This window comes from Segetibacter aerophilus, assembly GCF_007991655.1.
Lineage (GTDB): Bacteria > Bacteroidota > Bacteroidia > Chitinophagales > Chitinophagaceae > Segetibacter > Segetibacter aerophilus.
In genome coordinates, this window is the sequence record NZ_BJYT01000019.1 from 62,323 (window position 1) to 86,604 (window position 24,282).

At 39.1% G+C, this 24,282-nt stretch carries 19 protein-coding genes and 1 tRNA gene; 14 read left to right on the forward strand and 6 right to left on the reverse strand.

Annotated features, from left to right (window positions below; genetic code table 11):
* Positions 1–64 precede the first annotated feature (64 nt).
* A complete protein-coding gene (gene porY, locus SAE01_RS19410) occupies positions 65–1,324 on the forward strand; it encodes a sensor histidine kinase (RefSeq protein ID WP_147205464.1) in 1,260 nt (419 codons plus the stop codon).
* Positions 1,325–1,464: 140 nt separating this feature from the next.
* Here porY and SAE01_RS19415 read toward each other — a convergent pair whose 3' ends face one another.
* A complete protein-coding gene (locus SAE01_RS19415; RefSeq protein WP_147205465.1) occupies positions 1,465–2,151 on the reverse strand; it encodes a DUF4197 domain-containing protein in 687 nt (228 codons plus the stop codon).
* Positions 2,152–2,662: 511 nt separating this feature from the next.
* Here SAE01_RS19415 and SAE01_RS19420 point away from each other — a divergent pair.
* Both SAE01_RS19420 and SAE01_RS19425 read left to right on the forward strand, forming a co-directional pair.
* Positions 2,663–3,421 carry a murein L,D-transpeptidase catalytic domain family protein gene (locus SAE01_RS19420; protein WP_147205466.1) on the forward strand — a complete coding sequence of 253 codons (759 nt, stop codon included), beginning with the start codon at positions 2,663–2,665 and terminating at the stop codon, positions 3,419–3,421.
* Positions 3,422–3,627: 206 nt separating this feature from the next.
* Positions 3,628–6,837, forward strand: a complete 3,210-nt coding sequence (locus tag SAE01_RS19425; RefSeq protein ID WP_170234208.1) for a 4-alpha-glucanotransferase — start codon at positions 3,628–3,630, stop codon at positions 6,835–6,837.
* Positions 6,838–6,924: 87 nt separating this feature from the next.
* Here SAE01_RS19425 and SAE01_RS19430 read toward each other — a convergent pair whose 3' ends face one another.
* The 3 genes from SAE01_RS19430 to pfkA form a co-directional block, all read right to left on the reverse strand.
* Positions 6,925–8,811 (reverse strand): CocE/NonD family hydrolase, encoded by a 1,887-nt coding sequence (locus SAE01_RS19430; protein ID WP_147205467.1) that lies wholly within the window; start codon positions 8,809–8,811, stop codon positions 6,925–6,927.
* Between the two features lie 170 nt (positions 8,812–8,981).
* Entirely contained in the window at positions 8,982–10,466 is a 1,485-nt protein-coding gene (gene pyk, locus SAE01_RS19435; protein WP_147205468.1) for a pyruvate kinase, read from the reverse strand.
* 75 nt (positions 10,467–10,541) lie between these two features.
* Positions 10,542–11,525, reverse strand: coding sequence for a 6-phosphofructokinase (gene pfkA, locus SAE01_RS19440; RefSeq protein ID WP_147205469.1), 984 nt, complete (start codon positions 11,523–11,525; stop codon positions 10,542–10,544).
* A gap of 379 nt (positions 11,526–11,904) precedes the next feature.
* Between pfkA and SAE01_RS19445 the strand changes: the two genes are divergently transcribed.
* Positions 11,905–12,813 (forward strand): SDR family oxidoreductase, encoded by a 909-nt coding sequence (locus SAE01_RS19445; RefSeq protein WP_147205470.1) that lies wholly within the window; start codon positions 11,905–11,907, stop codon positions 12,811–12,813.
* Between the two features lie 30 nt (positions 12,814–12,843).
* The gene (locus tag SAE01_RS19450) at positions 12,844–13,029 is read left to right on the forward strand and encodes a hypothetical protein (protein WP_147205471.1); all 186 of its coding nucleotides are present in this window, start codon (positions 12,844–12,846) and stop codon (positions 13,027–13,029) included.
* Between the two features lie 113 nt (positions 13,030–13,142).
* Here the strand turns inward: SAE01_RS19450 and SAE01_RS19455 are convergent, their stop codons facing one another.
* Together SAE01_RS19455 and SAE01_RS19460 are read right to left on the reverse strand one after the other, a co-directional pair.
* Positions 13,143–14,090 carry an arginase gene (locus tag SAE01_RS19455; RefSeq protein WP_147205472.1) on the reverse strand — a complete coding sequence of 316 codons (948 nt, stop codon included), beginning with the start codon at positions 14,088–14,090 and terminating at the stop codon, positions 13,143–13,145.
* 199 nt (positions 14,091–14,289) lie between these two features.
* Complete coding sequence (locus tag SAE01_RS19460) at positions 14,290–14,946, reverse strand: J domain-containing protein (protein ID WP_147205473.1); 657 nt, start codon at positions 14,944–14,946, stop codon at positions 14,290–14,292.
* Between the two features lie 205 nt (positions 14,947–15,151).
* On the opposite strand from SAE01_RS19460, the gene prmA reads away from it, so the two are divergent.
* The 9 genes from prmA (at position 15,152) to SAE01_RS19505 (ending at position 23,999) form a co-directional block, all read left to right on the forward strand.
* Positions 15,152–15,976: a 50S ribosomal protein L11 methyltransferase gene (prmA, locus tag SAE01_RS19465; protein ID WP_147205474.1), complete on the forward strand. Its 825-nt coding sequence runs from the start codon at positions 15,152–15,154 to the stop codon at positions 15,974–15,976.
* 58 nt (positions 15,977–16,034) lie between these two features.
* Positions 16,035–16,688, forward strand: coding sequence for a glycerol-3-phosphate 1-O-acyltransferase PlsY (gene plsY / locus SAE01_RS19470; protein WP_147205475.1), 654 nt, complete (start codon positions 16,035–16,037; stop codon positions 16,686–16,688).
* A 118-nt stretch (positions 16,689–16,806) separates the two neighbouring features.
* Entirely contained in the window at positions 16,807–17,628 is an 822-nt protein-coding gene (locus tag SAE01_RS19475; RefSeq protein WP_147205476.1) for a M48 family metallopeptidase, read from the forward strand.
* A 125-nt stretch (positions 17,629–17,753) separates the two neighbouring features.
* A complete protein-coding gene (locus SAE01_RS19480; protein WP_147205477.1) occupies positions 17,754–18,428 on the forward strand; it encodes a YdeI/OmpD-associated family protein in 675 nt (224 codons plus the stop codon).
* Positions 18,429–18,749: 321 nt separating this feature from the next.
* Positions 18,750–20,378, forward strand: coding sequence for an L-glutamate gamma-semialdehyde dehydrogenase (gene pruA, locus SAE01_RS19485; protein WP_147205478.1), 1,629 nt, complete (start codon positions 18,750–18,752; stop codon positions 20,376–20,378).
* Between the two features lie 111 nt (positions 20,379–20,489).
* A tRNA-Cys gene (locus tag SAE01_RS19490) sits at positions 20,490–20,560 on the forward strand.
* Between the two features lie 181 nt (positions 20,561–20,741).
* Positions 20,742–22,079 (forward strand): site-specific integrase, encoded by a 1,338-nt coding sequence (locus SAE01_RS19495; RefSeq protein WP_147205479.1) that lies wholly within the window; start codon positions 20,742–20,744, stop codon positions 22,077–22,079.
* Between the two features lie 31 nt (positions 22,080–22,110).
* Positions 22,111–23,196: a PDDEXK nuclease domain-containing protein gene (locus SAE01_RS19500; protein ID WP_246113285.1), complete on the forward strand. Its 1,086-nt coding sequence runs from the start codon at positions 22,111–22,113 to the stop codon at positions 23,194–23,196.
* A gap of 89 nt (positions 23,197–23,285) precedes the next feature.
* Complete coding sequence (locus SAE01_RS19505) at positions 23,286–23,999, forward strand: hypothetical protein (RefSeq protein WP_170234209.1); 714 nt, start codon at positions 23,286–23,288, stop codon at positions 23,997–23,999.
* Positions 24,000–24,282: the final 283 nt, after the last annotated feature.

A 24,282-nucleotide genomic window follows, 5' to 3' on the forward strand; every position in this document is an offset into this window, starting at 1 on the left:
ATTTTTTAATTTTTTGACGAAGGTTCTATAAACTATGAGGATCCTTTCATAAATAATTGCTTTCATGCGACTGCTCACAAAGACGACCCTGTATTTCCTGGTTGCAATGGTTCCATTGTTGTTTGCCGGGGGATTTTTTCTATACCAGCAATTCAGTAGAGAAATGAACCATAGAATGGACCAGGAACTGATAGCCGAAGAGATTGAGTGGATAAGGTATCTGCAGACAGAAGCTGATAATGGCGCTACGTTTGTTTTGAGAACGCCTGAAATGGTCATTGCTCCGTTTAACGCTCCTTTGACCGAGTATCCTGTTATAGCTGACGCTTATGGGTTGGGTCGAAATAGCAAGATATTATATAGGCAATTGACGCATACCGTTCCTATAAATGGTATTCCTTATCTTATAAAGATTCGCCGCACCCAAGAACAAAAAGTAGCGATGGAACGAAATGTTACCAGGATAATGCTGCTTGTTTTCGCGGGCTTGTTTGCCGCCACATTGCTTCTCACTTGGCTAATTAGCAAAAGCGTCTGGAAACCGTTCCGACTTTCTCTAAAAAAAATAAGAGAGGCTGAATTGCAAAAGATGGAAGCGGTTCATTTTGAAGAGACGAACATCGTCGAGTTTAATGAACTGAACGCATCGCTTAATATAATGACCGATAAGATTTATAGTGATTTTGTTAGTATGAGGGAATTCACTGAGAATGCCGCTCACGAAATGCAAACACCACTTGCGATCGCTCAAAGCAAGATGGAACTCTTATTACAGGATAGTAATCTCAACGACCAGCAGGTACAAGCAATCATGGATACCGGAACGGCATTAAGCCGCCTAAGCAAACTAAATCAATCTTTGTTGCTGTTAGCGAAAATTGAAAACAACCAGTACGAAACGAATGATTTGATCAGCTTTATTGACGTTACACAAAAATATTTAAAGCTTTTCGATGAGGTAATAAAAGACAAGCAAATTCAAGTAGTATCAGACTTTTTGAAAGATTGGCAAGTCAGACTTCATCCTTTGTTGGCTGACTCTTTAATAAGTAACCTGCTAGGCAACGCCGTAAAATACAACTATAAGGGTGGGCGCATTTCTATAGAGATAAATGAATGCAGATTTGCCATCAGTAATTCAAGCGAATTGCCTGGAATAGAAGAAAAACAATTATTCAAACGCTTTAATAAGGCTAGAAACGGTGGGAATTCATCTAACGGTTTAGGCTTGGCTATTGTGAAAAAGATCTGCGACACTCACAACTTGTCTGTCACATACACCTCGCAAAACAACACTCACAATTTCTTAATACAAACGAAGTAAAGTAGTAGAAGGCAAGAAATGGTTTGAACCTTTTTAGCTTGTATTTCAGAAAGGACGTAAAAACAGTAAGAGCAAAATAAATAGTACTCACTATTCACTTTGCTCTTACTTTTTGAGAGAATTTTATTTTGATCTGGTGACTATTGCTGGTTCCAGTTCTTCGAGAAAACATTTTGTAGAAGTGTCGTACTTCTTGCAGACGCATCACTTCTTACCTGCACCTCTTTCTCTGCTATTTTACGAAACATTGCTTCACTTACAGCGCCAGCCATAAGGGTGGCCAGGTCAAGGTTTAATTTATTTCCAGCCAGTGCTCTTACGGGCTTAATAATATCGTTCCACTGTTCATTTATCTTGTATTCATCCAATGCCGCCTGCATAACCGGCTTGATCGATTGTCTGAGGTTGCTACCGGCAGAACTTCTTAAATAGTCTGTCGCAGAAGTACCGCCATTTTTAATAATTCTGATAGCGTCAGTAAACGTAAGGTTGTTGATACTATTAACGAAAATAGGTGCGGCAGCAGTGGCAGATTTTTGGGCGGCTGTACTTAAAGTTGTTGTAAACCTATCAACCTCACTGGTTAATCCCAGTGTATTTATAGTGTTTAAAGTCTTGCTCACCGACTCAGGAAAAAGAGTCGAAAGAATGGTTTCTTTGCTAAAAGCACTTGAGAGATTTTCCCTTGTACCTAAGTCTAACATCTGCCGAATTGCTGATGCCGCATCAGCTTCGTTTAGTTTATATCCCAAAGAACTCAAAGTGCCGCAGGAGTAGGATAGGGGCATTAGTAAGATTAGCAAGAAGGGGAGAAGAGTTTTTTTCATGGTGTTTGTTTTTAAAATGTTTAACCGATTGTTGGTTTTGACCTAGCGTAAGAAAATAGCTTGCCGAAAAAGAAACATGGTTTGTTAAAAGATAGGGTAAGGTACCTGAGGAAGAATGTTTTAGAGAGCAACGGATACTTTTGTGAACTAGTGCGGTTTAAAGCGAGCAGTAAAAGCTGGAAAAGAAGTATCAAAAAAAACTGTAGCAATATGACTTCCAGAAATAGCAGTTGGGCTAAGCTCCTTTCGGTAACTTATCAAAAAAGTATGATTCCAGTTTTGGGACTAAAGAGTTATAGATGAACTAGTTGAAGAATTAGTGTTTAACTTTTAGTGCTGTTTTCCTTAAGTTAGTTAAATAATACATAACTGTCCGGGCTTTCTTTGTTCAGATGCTTCTGGTGGGTTATCTTGCACCTGCTTTACAGCAATAAGTACCATGTCTGGTACAATCCGTTCCCTACTTTTTAAATTTTATTAAATATATTTAACCACGTAACATTAAATGTCTATGCGAAAGAAATTGTATGTTTTTTTAGCTGCTGCTCTGGTTATCAATTTTCTATTCGTGTATGCAACTAACAAACCTTTCGATACCATTCCTGTGGTTTCGGGCCCGGTTGATACAGTAGTGGCAAGCACGCTTACAGAAGGTGACGTTGCGGTTAAAAACAATACATCTCTTTATGACAGTTTACAGTTAAACCGAATGAATTTGTCTCGCAATGCTTTTGATTTTGCGATGAGAGGTTACAATCACTTGCTTTCTGCAGGAAAACTTGACAATAGTAATTTGATATCAATTGTTGATTTTAGTCTGCCATCCAGCAGAAAACGCCTTTTTATTATTGATTTGAAAAAGAAAGAGGTTGTTTTTAATACGTATGTTGCTCATGGAAGAAATTCAGGAAAAGAAATGGCAAGCCAGTTTTCTAACGAGCCTGAAAGCAATAAAAGTAGCTTAGGTCTTTATGTGACCGGTGGTACATATATTGGTAAACATGGATTTTCACTTCATTTACTTGGCCAGGAAAGAGGCATTAACGACAACGCAAATAGCAGGGCTATCGTAATGCACGCTGCTCCGTATGTTAGCGAGAGTGCAATTAAAATGCAGGGTTTCATAGGCCGTAGTTTGGGATGTCCGGCTCTTCCTGAAAACCTTTATAAGCCAATTATTGAAAAAATTAAAAATGGCAGTTGCTTGTTCCTTTACAGCCCCGATAAGTCTTATGCAGCTCGATCAGTTATTGCAAAAAAAGTAGCATAAAATTCTAAATCCTTAAAATATTTAAATGAGCTTGTCTTCACTGACGGGCTCTTTTTATTTGTAATACTGTCGAAGTCATCCATCATCCATGCAGAGGAAAACTAATTACTCTCTTACCTGAAAAGCATTAGAAATATGCTTAATGTAATTGGAACACCTTTGGCCCGTTTTATTTATTTTCGCGGCTAATTAATCAATCAAGCCTAATGAACGATATATCATTGTTGGATAAAGAAAATTTTTCTGCACAAGAAGATGCTTCTTCGGGAGAAGACTCTGTGAACAATAGTAGCGAAAGCAAGGGTTCTGCGCCAGGTAAAAAGGCTGCAAAGAAAAAGGTTGCTGAAGAGCCAGCAAAAGCAAAAAAAACAGCTCCTTCTAAAGCAGTCATTAAAAAGACGGCTGCTAAAAAAGCGATAGAAAACAAAGTAGAAGCGGCAGCACCACAGCCTGCAAAAATCAAAAAAGCCGCGCCAAAGAAGTCGGGTTTCAAAGAACTGGCAGATTCTGGTGAGCAAGCGCAAAAGCAAAAGAAAGCAGTCAATCAACCGAGACCGGTAAATCAGCCCGTCGAGGATAACAGGGGGAAAGAAGTAATTGAGGATAGAATAGAAAATTTGCAGGTCGAAGCAACTCACGCTGAACCGCAAGCTGCTGCAGTAGCTACTAACGAAGTACCCGAGAATATTTCTAATGAAACAAAATCAACTTTACAGAAGATAACCTTCCAGATAAAATTTCAAACTGTTATTGGCCAAGCTCTTTTTGTTTCAGGGAATCATCCTCTATTAGGTAATAACAATGTTGAAAGTGCCTATCCACTTAGCTACTTAAACGAAAATTATTGGTTTGGTACGCTAGAAATTCCCGAAGAACAACCATTGAGTCATGATGTCCAATATAACTACATACTAAAGAACGGTGACGGCACAACTACTATTGAATGGGGCACAGATAAGGTGATTAGTTCCGGCGTTTTTAAAGCGCAGGAACTCCTCTTAATTGACTCCTGGAACCCATCTTCTTTAATTGAAAATACTTACTATACAGAGCCGTTTCAGGAGGTTCTGCTAAAAGAAAACTTTACCGGGGTAGAAGCCAGTGTACCGGAAAAAGTAACGCATATTTTTAGAGCTAAAGCGCCACTACTCTCAAAAGGCCATGCTTTATGCATGGTGGGTTCGGTTGCAGAACTAGGAGAGTGGGACGTAGAAAAGCCTCTGCTACTTTCAAGAAAGCAGGGAGATGTATGGCACTCCATTTCTTTGGATTTGTCAGAAGCAGTTTTTCCTTTTAATTATAAGTACGGAGTTTACGACACTAATACTGAAACTTTTCTTGAATTTGAAAGTGGTAACAACAGGGTGATTTATGATGGAGCATCTGATAAACTAACCGTTGTTTCTGATGGTTTTGCCGCTATATCAAATAACGGCTTTAAAGGTGCAGGGGTAGCTATCCCCGTATTTAGTTTAAGAAGTGCAAATGGCTTTGGAGTAGGGGAGTTTCCTGACTTAAAGCTGATGGTTGATTGGGCAAAACAAGTTGGTTTAAAGCTTGTTCAACTTCTTCCTGTAAATGACACTACTGCTACGCATACTTTCAAAGACAGTTACCCGTACGCCGCCATTTCCGCTTTTGCTTTACATCCACTATACCTTCATCTGCCAGCGATTGTAAACAAGGAAAACCAGGCATTACTAACGGCATTAGAAGATAGTCGGGCTGAATTAAATAACAAGACCGACGTCGACTACGTGGAGGTCATGCGTTTGAAATGGGATTTGATAAAACAGGTTTTTCCTTCTCAAAAGGAGCTAACCTTTAAAAGCCCTGACTTCAACGACTTCTTTGCAGAAAATTCTCATTGGTTAGTTCCTTATGCAGCCTTCTCATATTTTCGAGAACAGAATAAAACCGCTGATTTCAACCAATGGAAATCAAATCAAAAATTTGACTTAGAGCAGATCAACGAGTTGGCAGGTGCTCCCTTGGAGGCCGACGAACAAATCAGCGTTTATTATTACGTTCAGTATCATTTGCATCTTCAACTGAATGATGCGACAAACTATGCCCACCAGAATGGGATTATCGTAAAAGGCGACATACCAATTGGCATCTATCGTAACAGTTGTGACGCGTGGCAACAGCCTGATCTATTTTACATGGATATGCAAGCCGGAGCACCACCTGATGATTTTGCGGTGAAGGGGCAGAATTGGGGTTTCCCAACCTATAACTGGCAACGGATGCGCGAAGATGGTTTCAGCTGGTGGAAAAAACGCTTCAAGCAAATGAGCTATTATTTCGATGCGTTTAGAATAGACCATATTCTCGGCTTTTTTCGAATTTGGAGTATTCCAATGAATGCAGTGGAAGGAATAATGGGGCATTTTGTTCCGGCAGTTCCCATTCACATTAACGAATTTACTAGCAGAGGAATTCAGTTTAACTACGAAAGATTTTGCACTCCTTTTATTAATGAGGCAATTCTAAATCATTTTCTTGCGGGCGAAGTGCAGCTTGCAATAACACAATTTCTGGAACCTACTTCAGCCGGTAGTTATATTCTTAAACCAGGCTTCGAAACACAGAGAAAAGTGGAGGCTTACTTTGCGTCGCAAGAAGACACTGAGCAAAATCAGAATTTGAAGCAAGGGTTATTCAACCTTATTAGTAGTGTAATTCTATTTGAAGCTGAAGGGTCAGACCAGCAACAATTCCACTTCAGAATTGCTATGTTCGACACACTTTCTTACCAGCAGTTAGACGGGCATTCGAAGCATCATTTGTATGAGTTGTATGTGAACTATTTCTTCCGCCGCCAGGATAATCATTGGGAAAAAGAAGCCCTGATGAAACTTCCTGAATTGAAGCGTAGTACTAATATGTTAATCTGTGGTGAGGACCTGGGAATGGTTCCGGCATGCGTGCCCGGGGTAATGAAAGATCTTGCTATCCTCAGTCTCGAGATCCAAAGAATGCCAAAGGATCCTACCCGTGAATTTTTCCATCCCAATGATGCTCCTTACCTAAGCGTGGTTACACCTTCAACCCACGATATGAGCACGATCAGAGGCTGGTGGGAAGAAGACAGGGCTGCAACACAACGTTTCTTTAATAGCCAACTTGGCCAATGGGGAACTGCACCTTACTTCTGCGAGCCTTGGATCAACAGGATAATATTATTGCAGCACTTGTATTCACCGGCTATGTGGAGCATCTTCCAATTACAAGATCTTTTGGGAATAAGTGCCCAATTAAGAAGAGAAAATCCGCATGAAGAAAGAATAAATATTCCGGCAGATCCAAACCATTATTGGCGTTATAGAATGCACATTCCACTAGAACAATTAATAAACGAAACTGAGTTTATATCTGAATTGAATGTTCATGTTGCTAAAAGTGGTAGATAGTTAGTTGGCAGGAAACATTAAGAGAAGAGCCGAAAATTGAGTAGTTAACAACTAAACAATTTTCGGCTTTTTTTCATGTGACTAGTTCTATTGGTTTAGGACCGGGAGAATTATTTTGCTATTCATAGAACCATTGTGATAAACTTTGATAGAAGCCTTTTGGAAATCATCTTCCTTCGCGTGGTAGATATCGACGAATTTTTGAGGGTTCCTATCTACTAATGGAAACCACGAGCTTTGGATCTGCACCATAATTTTATGCCCCGGCTTAAAAGTATGGGCAACATCAGGAAGGGTAAAGTTTACACCGGTTATTTTCTTTGGTACAAACGGTTCAGGTTTCTCCAGGCTGTTACGAAACTTGCCTCTCATTACTTCTCCGCGCACTAGCATCTGATAACCGTTCATGATGTACATATCCGTATCGCTATATTGAAAATTGTCAGGAAAAACATCAATAACCTTCACTACAAAATCTGCATCGGTGCTGGTTGTACTGATCATTAAATCGGCGATAACAGGGCCTGCTATTGTTATATCTTTTGTTAGAACGTCAGAAGTAAAAGTGACCACATCAGGGCGACGACTTGCAAAACGTTGGTCATCCGACATATATTCCCGCGTTCTTTCCTCGTGCACATCTTCAGTATAGGGTACGGGTGTAGAAGGATCACTCACATATTCAGTGAAAGTGTATTCATCTTTTGGTCTTTGTTGAGTAGCCATTTGAGCAGGCATTTCCCACGTTAGCTTTTTATCTTTTGATAAATACAGTTCTTTTTGTGTTACCTCTGCTGGCGGCCATTGCTTCAATTGATGCCATTGATTTTCTCCGGTGAAAAAAATACTTGCCTCTGCGATGTTTTCAGCAGTTCCTTTCCCTTTCAGGTAAAAATTGAAAAAGGGCAGTTCAATATTCTTTTGGTACCACTCGCTTGTTTTGCTACCAAACTGCACATTACCAAGCCTGCTTCCGTCAGACCTTACCCAGCCTCCATGAAACCACGGCCCCATTACCAACCTGTTATTGGTTGAAGGACTTTTGGTCTCGATCGCTTTATAAGTGTTCCATGCGCCGAAGCAGTCTTCCGCATCAAACAGACCTCCAACAACAAGTGTAGCAGGCTGTATATTTTCAATAAAATTTCTTACGTTTCTTGCTTGCCACCAGCTATCGTAGTTTGAATGATTCATGAGGTCTTTCCAAAAAAGAATACTATCGCCCATGTATCTCTTTGTAAGATTGCTCAGCGTGGCGTTTCTCAAATAAAATTCATAATTGTCTTTAGTGAAAAAATCTACTCTCCCTGGTGCTACTGTAGTTGGCTTTGGGCGCGGCCGTCCAAATGACGAGTAAAAAGAAAACGCATCCATCATCATAAAAGCTCCGTTGTGATGAAAGTCATCACCAGCAAACCAGTCTGTTACCGGTGCCTGTGGGCTTACTGCTTTTAATGCGGGATGATTGCTAAGCGCAGCCATTGTCGAGTAAAAACCGGGGTACGAAATTCCGAAAACGCCTACATTGCCGTTGTTGCCATGCAGGTTCTTCACCATCCAATCGATGGCGTCGTAAGTATCACTTGCCTCATCAATTTGTTTACTGCCATTTTTGTCCCGGTTGAATGGACGTACATCCATAAATGTTCCTTCACTCATCCAACGGCCCCTCACGTCCTGGATAACCATGATGTATTTTTCTTTGATATACTCTTTGTAGAATGTTTGCCAAAAAGGCCTGAATTGGTTCGAACCATAAGGCGCACAACTATACGGAGTTCTTGTGAAGAGGATCGGGTGCTTTTCAACAGTGTCTTTGGGTATGTAGATAGAAGTAAAAAGTCTTACTCCATCCCGCATTGGAATGTATTGCTCTATTTTGTTGTAGTTCTGTTTCATCCAAATACTGTCAGCGTTTTGGCTAAAAGTTGAAACAGGCACAATAAACAGAAGGAGGTAAATGATTAATTTCATAAATAATTTTTATTGGTAGAAGGAGTTAGTTTGAATGTTTTAGCGCCCAGCGGAAAACAGTATTCAAAACATTGAAAGGCTTACTTTGAAACATTTGACAGGTAAATCCAGTTAAAACAAAAATCCCCAAAGTTTTTGCTATTGGGGATTTTCAAAAGTTTGCTTATCAATTATTCAACTTTTGTAAGCTTCAGAATATTCGTTGGTAAGTGAAGTTGAACAGGCGTGCTTCCGGTATTGACTACAGTATCTCCGGATTTAATGTGGCCTTTATCTTTTAGGATGTTTATCTGGTCTTCGATGATTGAATCCAAGCTTTCTTCTTCAGTGTAGTAAAATGCCCTTACACCCCAGCTTAAACTTAATTGATTGATTAACGATTTTTCTTTCGAAAAGATAAAAAGAGGCGATTTTGGTCGATAGCTACTAAGTACAAATCCGGTGTAACCGCTTTTAGTCATTCCTATAACTGCATCGGCGTTTACATCGCGTGCTATTTTACAAGCGTTGTAACAGATGGCGTCGCTTAAGAATGAAGGCGAATGTCCTTGGGGCTTCAAGTCTTCCTCACGATTATAACGATATTCTTTTTCTACTTCTGCGATGATCTTTACCATAGTTTGTACCACTAACGCAGGATGCTGACCTGTAGCAGTTTCACCACTTAACATTACAGCATCTGTGCCTTCCAATACAGCGTTTGCTACGTCTGTAATCTCACTTCTGTTTGGCTTCACCCTGTCGATCATGCTTTCCATCATCTGGGTAGCTACGATAACTGGTTTTGCCCTATGTAAGCATTTCCTGATGATACTTTTTTGGATCATCGGAACCTTTTCAACCGGCATCTCAACTCCCAAATCCCCACGTGCGACCATTATAGCATCGCTGGCATTAATAATATCACGAATGTTAGCAACGGCCTCAGGTTTTTCAATTTTAGCGATGATTTTAGACTTGCTTTCTTTTGCATTTAATTTGTCGCGAAGAATACTAATGTCATTTACGCTTCTTACAAAAGACAATGCAACCCAGTCTAGCTCCTGCTCTATAATAAAATCAAGGTCTTCTAAATCTTTGTCGGTTAATGCAGGCAGAGAGATTTTTGTATCAGGAAGATTGATACCTTTTTTAGAAGATAGTACACCTCCCAATGTTACCTCAACTTTTACGTCTCCGTTCGATAAAATGTCGGCAACCCTTACTTCAAGTTTGCCATCATCAATCAAAATAATATTTCCGATTTTTACATCTCCTGCAAGATTCGGATATGAGACATATATTCTTTCTAAGGTTCCTACGCATTTTTCATTTGTAAAAGTCAGGATATCTCCAGCCTCCACTTTCAACGCATTATTCGCTATTTCACCCACTCTTAACTTAGGACCCTGCAAATCGCCAAGGATCGAAATATTAAGACACTCCGCTTCATTTAAGTTTCTAATATGTTGAATAATCTGCGCTTTGTCCTCATGGCTGCCATGAGAAAAGTTCAGCCTAAAAACGTTTACACCTGCATGTACAAGTTCAAGTAGTTTGTCGTAAGTATCACAAGCAGGTCCTACAGTCGCTACAATTTTAGTTCTGTGGGTCATTTTTTCCATTAAAGCACGGCTTTCCATTTGCTTACAGCTTGTTTCAGTTTCTTGTAACATATTCTGGGTATTGTGTTAAGGATGTTAATTATTTATGGCAGCAATTTTTAAGGAACAAGAATTGTTCCCTCATCATTAGCTGGCTAAGATTTTTACGATTTTGAGCCACTGGTTACTTAATTTTTGTTTTGCTTTTATAGCATGATCAAGCGGAGTATAATGGAGCTTATTATTTACTATTCCCACCATTACGTTATACCGGCCCTGCATTAGGCTTTCGACTGCATGATAGCCCATGCGGCTGGCAATGAGCCTGTCGAGACATGTAGGTGCTCCTCCACGTTGAATGTGTCCAAGAATACACACCCGGGTATCGATATTTGGCAAACGCTTTTTCACAATACGGGCTATTTCATTTCCACCTCCAAATTCATCCCCCTCAGCCACGACAACCAGGTTAACCAGTTTTCTTCTTTTTTCTTTTTCGCCAAGAGACGCAATTAGCTCGTCAATGTTTGTTTTAGTTTCTGGGATGAGTATGTTTTCTGCACCTGTTGCTATACCGCTGTGTAGTGCGATATAGCCTGCGTCACGACCCATTACTTCTACTACAAACAAACGGTCATGTGCATCAGCGGTATCTCTTATTTTATCTATTGCCTCTACAGCCGTATTTACCGCGGTATCAAAGCCGATGGTAAAGTCAGTACCTGCAATATCTTTATCAATTGTTCCGGGTAAACCTATACAAGGGATATCGAATTCGTTGCTAAATTTTTGTGCTCCTTTAAAGCTGCCATCCCCTCCTATAACAACTAAGGCATCAATGCCTCTTTTCTTTAAATTTTCGTAAGCTTTAGCACGACCCGCTGGTTCTCTAAATTCATCGCTACGTGCACATTTTAATATCGTACCGCCGCGTTGAATAATATTAGCGACACTTCTGCTTTCCATTCTAAAAATATCATCATCAATCATCCCGCTATACCCTCTCATCACCCCATATACTTCCAGTTCGTGATATATACCCGTTCTAACCACCGCCCTTATTGCTGCGTTCATTCCGGGGCTGTCTCCTCCCGATGTAAGAACACCTATTTTTGTAACTTTTGTCGCCATGATAAGCTATAGGTTCTTTTAATTTTCTTATAAGCAGTATGAAAAAAAAGACGTGTTTTTACACACGAAGCGCGAAATTAAGCAATTACAACTAAACGAGAACTTTGGCGGTCTTTTGTAGGTCGAATTGTAACATTTATCACGAACGGAATTGGATCTGTTCTAGAGTTATTAAGGAAGGCTTTAATTGTTTTCCAAAGGTTTTTAGCTCTTTGGACTAGGCAGTTCGGAAAAAAAATTACGGCAGATCTTTCATCATTTGCACCATCAAGCAGCATGACTTAAAGCTGTCTCATGTGGAAGTACTTCGTTTCGCCCGAACTTAGAGAGAACAATTAATCGTCTTACTTTAAGAGTATTTTTGGCTGATTTTGTAAATATGAAAAAAGTATTGATCACCGGGGCTAATGGTTTTCTAGGACAGCACCTGACAAGGTTTTTAAATAACGGCGAGTTTAATGTAGTAGCTAGCGGCAAAGGGCCTTGCCGAATTCACGACTTTAATCACTCGCACTATGAAGAAGTAGACCTCTGTGATAAAACATCAGTTGACCAAATGTTACTAAAACATTCTTTTGATGTAATTATCCACAACGCGGCTTTAAGTAAGCCTGACGAGTGCGAAAACGACAAAAAGTATTGCCTTGATGTAAATGTACAAGCAACCAAACACCTGCTTAATGCAGCGGGCGTTCACTTCATTTATATATCTACTGATTTCATTTTTGGAGAAAACGGTCCTCATGCTGAAGATGCTGAAACAGGGCCGCTAAATTTTTACGGAGAAAGTAAATTAATTGCCGAAAGATTGGTAATTGAAAGCGGAAAGAAATTTACCATTGTACGACCTGTATTTATTTACGGGGCAGCGGAAGCTGGAATGAGGCCATCATTTTTGCATTGGGTGAAAGCAAACCTTCAACAGCAAAAGCGGATCAAAGTAGTCGGAGACCAAAAGCGGACACCTACCTATGCAGAAGACATTTGCAAAGGGATAGCAACAATCATTGACAAAGAGGCCACAGGGGTTTTTAATCTTGCTGGAAAAGATATTTTGTCTCCGTACGAAATGGCAATAAAAACAGCTAAAGTCTTACAATTAGATTTATCACTAATAGAGGAGGTAACTGCTGAAACATTTCCGGAGCCGGTTAGAAGAGCAAAAAGGTCTGGGTTAAAAACAGAAAAGGCACAACGCGAGTTGGGCTATTCGCCTGTAAGCTTTGAAGAAGGAGTGAGGCTTACTTTTGGTATCAGCGATGAAAATGATCACAAATCGATGGCGTAGAAATTGCGATTGAACACAAAAAAGATCTATATGGATAAGGATAAAAACAAAGGTTTAGCAGATAACCAGGATGGCGAGTTCATCTTAAACGAAAGCGGTACTTCGGTTTCAATTGATACTGAAGATAATTTTTTTGAGGAAGATAGTACTGACGAAGATCCTGGTGAAACAGACGAAAAAAGCAGTGAACAAAAAGACACGGATACAAATAAGTAAAGGGATTAATCGATGTAAGACAGCTGTTGATGAAAGTTGCTAAGCTACAAGAGTGCGACGCAACGAAAGTTTAATCTGGCTTAATTGCTGGAACAGAAATGTTCCTGTTTCTCTTAATTCATCATCAAAACATTCACACTTCGCTGTAAGATATTAAAGGCAATTTCTGCCATCAGATTTTCCTTGTCTAAGGTTGGATTTACCTCGGTGATTTCGAAGCAGCAGATTTTGCGGTTTTGCATAAACTTGCTTATAAGATCCTCAACCTCTCTTTCGCGCAGGCCATTGCTAACCGGTGTCCCGGTTCCTTTCGAGATTGAGGAGTCAAGGCTGTCGACGTCAAAGCTGATGTATATATCGGTGCAATCACTTAAATATCGAATGACAGATCGTACAATATTTTCCGGTCCTTTACGACGCACCTCGGCGGTTGTGATCACCTTCATTCCATGTTTTTCTATCAGCGACTTTTCTTCACGCTCAAAGTCGCGCAACGAGATAAACACAATGTCTTCTCCCAGAATTTTTGGCGAAATACCACCGAGGTTCTGAAGGTGTCGCCAATACTTTTCTGTTTCCTTATCCAGCTCATGAACACTTTTTTCAATGTTATCCTCAGCCAATGCTGTCGCCAGCGCCATCCCATGCATGTTGCCCGACGGAGTAGTATAAGGGGTGTGTAAATCGGCGTGTGCATCTATCCATATCACACCAATTCTTGCTGCAGGTTTTGCCATCTTTATTCCTGCAATGGTTGCACCCGACGTGCTATGGTCGCCACTAAGCACTACCGGAAAAAAACTATTCTTAATGGTGTTGAAGACAGATTTGCTCACCCGCTCATACATGGTGCATATTCCCCGGACGCGCTTTGCATAAGGCGAGGAAATTGGTTCGAATAGAATATTGTTTTCCGTCTGAATTTTTTCCGAGGGGAAGTGCACAAAAAAGTTGCTCATAAAATCAAGTGCAGCAATTTTGATAGCATCAACTCCGAGGCTGGCGCCACGAGTGCCGGCACCGATTTCAGAAGGAACTTCTATTAACTTAATATTCTTCATACAGATCTTTAGAGTAAATGAGTAGAGAGAGAGATCATGGTAAAGAATAAGACGCTACTCAGGTATGTAATAGTTGACGGGAAGCAATAAGCTGGCAAAAGAAACGGCCTTAATATGAAGGGGAATTGAAAGCATAATTTGAATAAAGTTACTGTTTTCGTTTAAGGGTTGGAACGGGCCGGAAACGCTCTTTAGCCTTCTAAATGGTGCTGGCAAAATAAATTGTAAAGCAAAGGATGATTGCCAGCAAAACGGCTACAAGAACTTTGTACCTGCTCCAGACAGTTTGCATTCTTACTTCACGGGAAAAATTATAAATTTTCCGGTACGTCTGGTTGTCGGTACCGGCTATAGATGTTAGCTGAAAACAAATTCTCTCTACATGCGGAAAGGGCAGGAACCGGGAGCAATACATGATTTCCTCAATTATCCTTTTATTCAATTTCGGATCATTATTTCGCTGAAGTATTGTTATGTTGTGGCGCGAAAGAATATGTTCTATTTGCTGAAATAGGGCGGTCTTATTCATTCTGTCCGGATCAAGTACAGCAATCTTTTTTCTAAAATCAATCGTTTGGTTCAGGATGGTTTGTGGAGTTGTATGCGTCTCTGTCTTCTTTTTTTCGGGTTGAGAATACTGATTTCGACTCCTGTTGTATTCGTCGCGTTGCCTTACATCCGAGAGCACTTTGTACGCTTCTGTAATGTCCTTAAACTTGGCCTCAAACAATTGATTACCGAAATTCTTATCGGGGTGATATTGCAGTGCAAGTCTTCGATAAGATTTCTTAATGTCTGCATGAGTAGCAGTTGGGCTAACCTCTAAAATTTTGTAGTAGTCCTTCAAATATGCCATAACCCAACAGCCTCTTCAGCCTAACTTATTTTTTATAAAAATAGAAATAGTGTGGTGAAAAAACATTTCTATGCTAAAAAAGTTAAAACTGTGCCGAATCATAAATGCCTTTTTATGCAGACCTCATAGCCTGTTGAAATTTTAATATGTATCAAAATTGCTCGGTTCAAATTAAAGTTTAGAGGATAGTAATACTTTTGAAATAATGAGTGAAACAATTCAAATAACTATTGAAGTAAAGGATGAACAGGTTAGAGAGCAATTAATTGCACAATTATCAATGAATGATTTTGATGCATTTGAAGAAAAGGAGTCTGAGTTGATTTGTTTTATAGAAGAAAAGAACTTTAATCCGTCTGTTCTTGAAGAGGTTCTTTCTGTTTACCACCTAAAATATTCGCAAACGGTAATTGCTGCACAAAATTGGAATGCTTTATGGGAGAGTAACTTCGACCCTGTTATCGTGGATGACTTTTGTGCAGTCAGGGCGGACTTCCATCAACCCTTTACTAATAAAAAGCACGAGATTGTAATTACGCCTAAAATGAGTTTTGGCACCGGGCATCATGCAACTACTTATATGATGATTAGCGAAATGAGCAAGCTTGATTTTAAAGATAAAAGTGTTGCAGACTTTGGAACAGGTACAGGCGTTTTAGCAATACTGGCGGAAAAGCTCGGAAGTAGTTATGTGTGGGCTGTTGATATTGACGATTGGAGTATCGAGAATGCGAGCGAAAACATAGAAAAAAATAGTTGCAAAAACATTCTAATCGAGAAAGCTGACCACTTTAGCAGTAAGGACAAATTTGATATCATTTTGACTAATATCAATAAAAATGTAATTCTTGCTAATATAGATTATCTAAGTGCCAGTATTAATCGCCATGGAAATATATTATTGAGCGGTCTGCTGAAAGAAGATGAAGATGATATTGTTGGCGCTTTTGTTGGAAGGAGATTTGAATATGTATCAACTGTAGAAAGGAATAAATGGATTTGCATATTGCTTCGCCACCCAACAAATTAAAACTAAGTTCCCCTTCATTCTATAAATTTGCTTCCTCTAATATTTTTTGTCTAAATCGATGACTGAATTTTTACTTATCATATTAGCATACTTAATTGGCTCTGTTCCCACGTCTGTCTGGGTTAGCAAACATTTTTTTGACGTGGATATAAGAGACTACGGTAGCGGTAATGCAGGCGCTACAAATACTTACAGAATACTGGGCGCTCGCTGGGGAACACTTGTAATGATCGTTGACGTTTTAAAAGGTGTTGTTGCTACTTCCTTGGTGGTTCTTACTCCCTATATGTCTCATCCTTTTGCAAAAACTAACTTTATGGTTGGTTTAGGCCTTGCCGCTATCCTGGGGCACATCTTCCCCATCTTCGCTCACTTCAAGGGAGGTAAAGGAGTAGCGACTTTGTTCGGGATGATTATAGCATTGCAGCCTATTGTTGCCGTTTGTTGTGTGGGGGTTTTTCTCTTAGTATTGTTCTTAACAAGATTTGTCTCTTTAAGCTCCATTCTTGCAAGCGTCGCTTTTGCCGTCTTTATACTTTTTATTTGGAATGAGCAGGAACCTTTGTACAGAATTTTTGCAATTTCGGTTGCGCTAATGGTGATCTTAACTCACCAGAAAAATATCAATCGTATTCTCAAAGGAACCGAAAGTAAAGTGCCTATCTTAAAGCACCGTGACCGGAGAAGAAGTAAAAGAAAAGACTTGGATTAAGGGCTCTCCATCTTCCTGCTATCTATTTTCCCTCTTGCTGTTGTTACTGTTTATCAACTCGTTGTGACTCTTTTTTTCTCTTGGTATTATTATTGTTTATAGCTACGAAAAAAAGAGTATGAAAAACAAATTATTTTTATTAAGTATCCTGGTAATGATGCTTGTAGTGGCGTGCACAACAAATGCTATTACAGGGCGAAGTCAATTATCACTTGTGTCCGACGAGCAAATGCAGCAAATGGCTGTGACAGAATACAAACAATTTTTATCGGAGAATAAAGTAGTATCATCTACCCAGAGTAAAGATGCGGAGATGGTTAAAAGAGTAGGTAGTAGAATTGCTTCTGCTGTTACAAGCTTTTACCGCGGAAAAGGTATTGCGAACGAGTTGCAAAATTATCAATGGGAGTATAACCTCGTAAACAGTAACCAGGTGAACGCATGGTGTATGCCTGGAGGAAAAATAGTAGTGTACACTGGTATTTTGCCTGTCTCTCAAAACGAAGCTGCGCTGGCAGTTGTTGTGGGACATGAAGTAGCACACGCGGTGTTGAAGCACGGTTCGGAGCGTATGAGTCAAGGTTTGGTACAGCAGTTAGGAGGTGTAGCACTATCAGTTGCACTTGCAAATAAACCAGCGGAAACTCAAAATATGTTTATGCAAGCATACGGTTTGGGAAGCTCAGTTGGAGCGATATTGCCCCACAGCAGAAAACAAGAACTTGAGGCTGATAGATATGGCTTAATATACACTGCATTAGCCGGATACAATCCTCGTGAGGCAGTTCCTTTGTGGCAAAGAATGGAGGCGATGGGTAATGGGCAACAAAAGCCGCCTGAGTTTTTAAGTACTCACCCTGCAGAACAAACACGAATTCAAAAGCTACAGGAGCAAATGCCGGAGGCATTGAAATACTACAAACCGATGGCGTCCAGATAGAAATTCTTGTCTTTTTATTCCAAAAGTCGTTTCAATAGCTAAATTGAAACGACTTTTCTTTTATTATAAGCTTCTTTTTTTTACCTTCGCAGCTCATTTCGATAAACCTTAAATCTTTTTGAGGCATGTGTCAACAAACTGTGTTCGAAAAATTAGAAATCTCCAACGAAAAAAATTTTCTTATTCAAGGTCTTCCTTCTTCAATTGAAAAGCAATTCATCAAGTTATCTTATTCCAAAAATGTGACTCCACTTTTAAAGATAAAAAAGATAGATTTTGCGCTCGTTTTTGCTATCAATGGCAGCCAGTTAAATGGCATTATGAAGGACGTTTTACCGATTTTGAATAAAGAAAGCAAACTTTGGGTAGCTTATCCTAAAACGGCAAGTAAAATTGCCAGTGATTTGAACCGGGATTGCAATTGGGAAATATTATCAAGCAACAATTTTGTAAGCGTGTGTGAGGTAACACTAGACCACGTTTGGAGTGCCTTAAGATTTGAAAAAACTGAGCCGGTAAAACCAGTTCCCGCACAAGTAGAAAGATTAGTCGAAACAAAGAAAGTAGAATTAAAAGGAGTGGATTTTGACAAGAAGCTTGTAGTTCCGCCGGCAGAGTTAGAAAAGATTTTTACTGCGCACAAAAAAGCAAGAGAATTCTTTCAAAACCTTTCGGTAAATAACCAGAAGGAATTTGTTGAATGGATTGAAGGCGCGAAAAGACAAGATACCAGGAACCGTAGGTTAGAGGCAACAGTTGAAAAACTGTTGGCAGGTAAGAAAAGTCCTTTAGAGAAATAGACAAGAGGTTTGAACGTTTTTTAAATGCATTCCGTAAAAGGGATGCATTTTTTTTTGCCCGTTGAATGAGCAATCGTTGAAAGAGCTGAATAGAATTGTTTCAGATGAACGTACTGCGACGCAAGCAAAGACCAATAGAGTTGTGCTGCTTGTTCAATAAATATTTGAAATGTGTTAAAATAGAACACATTGGAAGGTTGGAAGGAAAGCAGGGAGATTTTGTATTTAGCCAAAAATTGCAATCGTTTTTCGTACTTCATTTGTTTCAGTCCATTCCTTAGTGGGAGGCTATTTTGTACCTTCGCAACTAAATTAAGAAACATGAGCTTAGGATATTTTAGCTACCCAATACCAGCAAATGAACCGGTTTTAAATTATGCACCCGGAAGCATGGAAAGAGCGACATTAAAACGTGTTTTGGCTGAATTAAAAAAAGAAGAGATTGACATCCCGATGTACATAGGAGCGGAGGAGGTGCGCACGAACAATAAAAGATCTCTTCATCCCCCACATGAAAGAGCCCATACTTTAGGCTTTTTTCATTTTGGTGATGAGCAGCACGTAAAGCAGGCGATCGATGCTGCATTAAAAGTAAAAGAAACTTGGAGTAACACTAGTTGGGAAACAAGAGCTCATATTTTTCTTAAAGCCGCCGACTTAATCGCAACAAAATACCGTGCTCATATGAATGGCACAACGATGTTAGGCCAAAGTAAGACAGCTTACCAGGCAGAAATAGACAGTGCTTGTGAGTTGATTGATTTCCTTCGTTTCAATGTTTATTTTCTTACCGAGATCTATAAGCAGCAACCTATTTCAAGTCCGGGAATGCATAATAGGACAGAGTGGAGAGCGTTGGAAGGGTTTGTGCTCGCTGTTACTCCTTTCAATTTTACCGCAATAGCGGGTAATCTTCCTGCAAGCGCTGCTATGTGTGGAAATGTGGTTGTTTGGAAACCTGCAGACTCGCAAGTTTATGCCGCCCAAATGTTTATGCGAATTATGAAAGAGGCTGGCCTGCCTGATGGTGTAATAAACCTGGTATACGTCGAAGGTGCTGTCTTAGGAGACGTGTGCTTCTCTCATCCTGATTTTGCGGGGGTACACTTCACAGGTTCAACTGCTGTTTTTAACAACATGTGGAAGACTATTGGCCAAAATATAAACAAGTATAAAGGCTATCCAAGAATCGTAGGAGAGACTGGAGGTAAAGATTTTGTAGTTGCACATAAAACCGCAGACGTTGATGTAGTAGTAACTGCCTTAGCACGTGGAGCATTCGAATACCAGGGACAAAAATGTTCTGCTGCGTCAAGAGCATATCTGCCAAGCAATCTTGCCGAAGAAATCAAGCACAAACTGGTTGCTGAAGTTAAGACGATGAAAATGGGAAGTGTTGAAGACTTCACCAATTTCATGGGTGCTGTCATTGACGAAAAAAGCTTTGACAAAATAAAAGGTTACTTAGATAATATTGACGGTACTAAAGCTAAAATACTTGTAGGCGGTAAATGCGATAAAACTACGGGGTACTTTGTAGAACCTACCATCATTGAAACCGATGATCCCCTCTATGCAACCATGTGTGAGGAGATATTTGGTCCCGTTTTAACGATCTATACTTATGACGCTGACAAATTTGAAGAGGCGCTTCAGTTCGTTGATAGTACTTCACCATATGCCTTAACAGGCGCCATTATTTCGCAAGATCGTGCCGCTGTTGAACTGGCAACTCAAAAATTAAGACACAGCGCGGGTAATTTTTATATCAATGATAAGCCAACGGGTGCTGTAGTTGGCCAGCAGCCCTTTGGCGGTGGACGTGCTAGTGGTACGAATGATAAGGCGGGAAGTATGATTAATCTTTATCGCTGGTTAAGCGCCAGAACAATCAAGGAAACTTTTAATCCTGCAACCGATTATCGATATTCATTTCTGCAGGAAAGTTGATTAGAAATGTTTTAAGTGCGTGTAAAAGCTTTCTCTAAATTTTAATTTAGTATACAATTTTCAGTTTTTGATTCAAAGCATTTGCCTTATTTTCGCAACTCGGTTAGAAAAGGTCCTGTGACCGAGTGGCTAGGTAGAGCTCTGCAAAAGCTTCCACAGCGGTTCGAATCCGCTCGGGACCTCTGAAGTAAGGATTACAGAAATGTGATCCTTATTTATTTTTACTCCACTTTACTTTTACTCCTTGATTTTCAAAGTCTTATAACATTTTCCGCTGACTCCGGCTTCCTACCTTTATAGAGGCTTATTTCACTAAAAACACATAGTTGATCGAGTAAAAGATCGAGTAAAAATTAAGCCGTTATGAATTTTCCTATTAAACCTGTTTGCAACAGCCGTTTCATCCGTAAGGATGGAACTTGTTTGATTTACATTCAATATTGCTTTAGTCATGAAAGCCGCACTTTATTGAATACAGCAATTGCTATCCCTCCTGAATATTGGAATCAAAAAAAAGAATGTGTTTCTGATAAGTTACCGGAAGTTTTTGGGGCAGCAGAAGAGATAAATTTTGAGCTCAAGCGAATGATGCGAGCTGTTGAAGACATCATTGATTATGGAATTAAAAAGAAGGTTCCAGAGATTGGAAAGTTTGTCAAGAAAACTTTTACACCTGATTTTAAAATTTCAATCACTCAGAAGGTAGACTTGGATAAACAGGGAGCAGCCAACATAAATATATATGATCAGATAGATGAATACAGTAAGTCAAAGGAAAAAAAAGTTTGTAAAGACATGCCGCGCATTTATCGAAACATGAAAGAGCATTTGAGAGCTTTTGAGGAATTTCGAAACAAGCCGATAACCTTTGATTCACTTGATCTTAATTTTTATGAGGACTTCGTTGACTTTTTAATGTTCGAATATGTGCAACGACGAAGGAAGGGCAATTTGGTTGGATTAAAAGTAAACACCATTGGAAAGACGATTAAACAGTTTCGAACTTTCTTAAGGAACCGGATGAGAAAAAAAATTATAGCGCCAATAGATATGGATGGATGGACAATTTTAGAGGAAGAAGTTGATGCAGTTTACCTTAGCATGGATGAAGTTCATTCAGTTTATAATGTTGACTTGTCGAATTCTCCACACCTCATCAGTTATCGTAATGATTTTGTTCTAGGATGTTTAACTGGGCTAAGATTCTCTGATTTTTCCGAGCTAATGAAAGATGATGTTCGAAAAGATATGCTTTATAAAAAGCAGAACAAATCAGAACATTGGGTAGTAATACCTCTACGAGATGAAGCTCTGCAAATTTTAAAAAACAGGTTTGATAACAAGGTTAGTGTGTTAACTAACGGCGATTTTAATAAGCATATTAAAACAATTGCAAGGATGGCAGGCATTGTCGAATTAATTAAGTTCTCTCATAAAAAGCACGGCAAGGATGTGGTTGAAACGAAGCCTAAGTATGAATGGATAACCTCTCATACGTGTCGCCGGTCTTTTTGTACAAACGAATTTTTAGCCGGAACTCCAGTAGAATTGATTATGAAAATCAGTGGACATAAAAGTGTAAAAGACTTTTATAAATACATACGAATTACACCGGAAGAAGCTGGACAAAAAATGAAGGAGTTGTGGAAAGGTAGAGGTGGAATGAAAGCATTTAGTAAAGAGAATGAAACACTTTCCTAGTTAATATCTTCAAAACAATTATAAAAGCAAAATGATGTCTAATATAACAAAAGATAAAGCCTACAAGAGCTGGTTAGAAGAACTTAAAAAGAGAATACAATCAGCTCAAATAAAAGCTGCTATCAAAGTAAATACCGAACTGCTATTACTTTACTGGCAATTAGGAAAGGAGATAATATTGAAACAAGAAGAAAGTAGTTGGGGTGACTCAATTATGGAGCAACTTTCTAATGATCTAACTACAGCTTTCCCGGGCATGAAAGGATTTTCAAAGCGTAACCTTTTCTATATCCGCCAGTGGTACTTGTTCTATGCAGAAGGATTTAAAAGAGTGCCACAACTTGTGGCACAATTGCGAGAAAATAATATTGATCCTTTAAACTCTGAATTTGTGCCACAGCTTGTGGCACAAATTCCATGGGGTCATAATCGGGAAATTATTTCAAAATGTCATGATGTCGAAGAGGCTACTTTTTATGTACAACAAACAATAAAAAAGAATTGGTCAAGAGCTGTGTTGGTTGCACAAATAGAAACTAAACTATACCAGAGGCAAGGTAAGACGATACATAATTTTGATGTAACACTTGCTCAACCAATGGCAGACTTAGCGCGGGAAACATTTAAAAATCCTTACGTCTTTGATTTCTTGACAATCGGAAAAGAAGCACAGGAAAGAGACCTGGAGCGAGCACTCGTGTTCCAAATTCAAAAATTCTTACTCGAACTTGGACAAGGCTTCGCTTACATAGGTAAGCAATATCCAATTCAGGTTGGTAATTCTGACTTCTTTCTTGATCTGTTGTTTTATCATACTCGTCTAAGATGTTATATTGTTGTGGAGCTAAAGGTGACGGACTTTCAACCGGAGTTTGCAGGTAAGTTGAATTTTTATTTAAACGTAATAGACGATCAATTAAGGCACGCATCTGACCAACCAAGCATAGGAATACTGTTATGTAAAACTCCTGACAAGATAGTTGTTGAGTATGCCCTAAAGAATGTAAACACTCCGCTAGGAGTGGCGGAGTATCAATTAACAGAAGCTATTCCAGACAATTTAAAGGGAGAACTACCTTCAATAGAAGATTTAGAAAGAGAGCTGAAGGACGAATAAACGTTGATTAAAATCAAATAAAATTTTTATCTCACTCGCCTCGTCTTTCATATTTTAAAAACTTTCTATCTTTAAAAAAAGGAAAAGTGATGAAAAATGTAATGCAAAAGATACTTTCTTTTATAACCTTTGATTTCGCTTTTGACAGAAATTGTCTTACTCAACAATTTAATGCAACTCAGGCTTTATACCAAAGCAACATTCCATTTTGGAGTACAAATTCGACAAGGCAAAAAGTAATAGGCAGGTATTGGTTTGAACTTGTACTTACTCACTTTAGTTTTCTTTTTGGGCTTCCTGCTTTGCTGTTTCTTATGACCTCAGCTCATTTTGAGAGCGCTCAGATAACAATAATTTTTTTAGCAGCATTGATTACATTCTCAACATTAATGCTGTTTGTTTATTGGCCAGGCTTCTATAATTCTTTTCTTCCTCAACTTGAAACAATCAAGGAAATTCATGAACGCAAGCAGTTTGACCAATTAGAAAAATGTAAAAGAGCACAGTTTTCAAATCCAGCGCTTGTTCTTATTTATTATGTGTTTGATAAATTAGGTGGTAATAATTCGCTTCAATGTAATGATCGTTACGCTGAGTTACTTACGAAGTTGTTTGGGGTTGACCAGGGAAGCATTAAAAAGAATTTAGAGTTGTTCCTTGGGAAGAGAAAGAATTTATCGGAAAGAAAGTACACTGAAATTAGTAACAGGTTTCAGGAAGCCAGAAGCTTTTTTGAAGAGCTACAGTTTAAAGAAGCCCAACAGATCCTGGATCAACTTGAGCAAAAGTTTAAAGTTAGCTAAACTCGCTTCACCCTTTATTTATTGGATCTTTTTCTACAAAAGCAATCCTAAAAATCTGAGATTGCTCCTATTCGCTATCACGTATTTCCTCACAAGAGCTAGAACAGTTTCAAAGTTTATAAGTTATAAGGGCTTATGAATAATCCCGCCTTTTTGCTCCATTTCTTTTATAAAAAACAATGCAAATCCTCTCTTTTATTCTCTAACTAAATATTACAAGCTCACCATTTTATTTTTTCCAGGATATAAGTATACTTAACTTCTTTTCGCTTGCCTGCCGAGC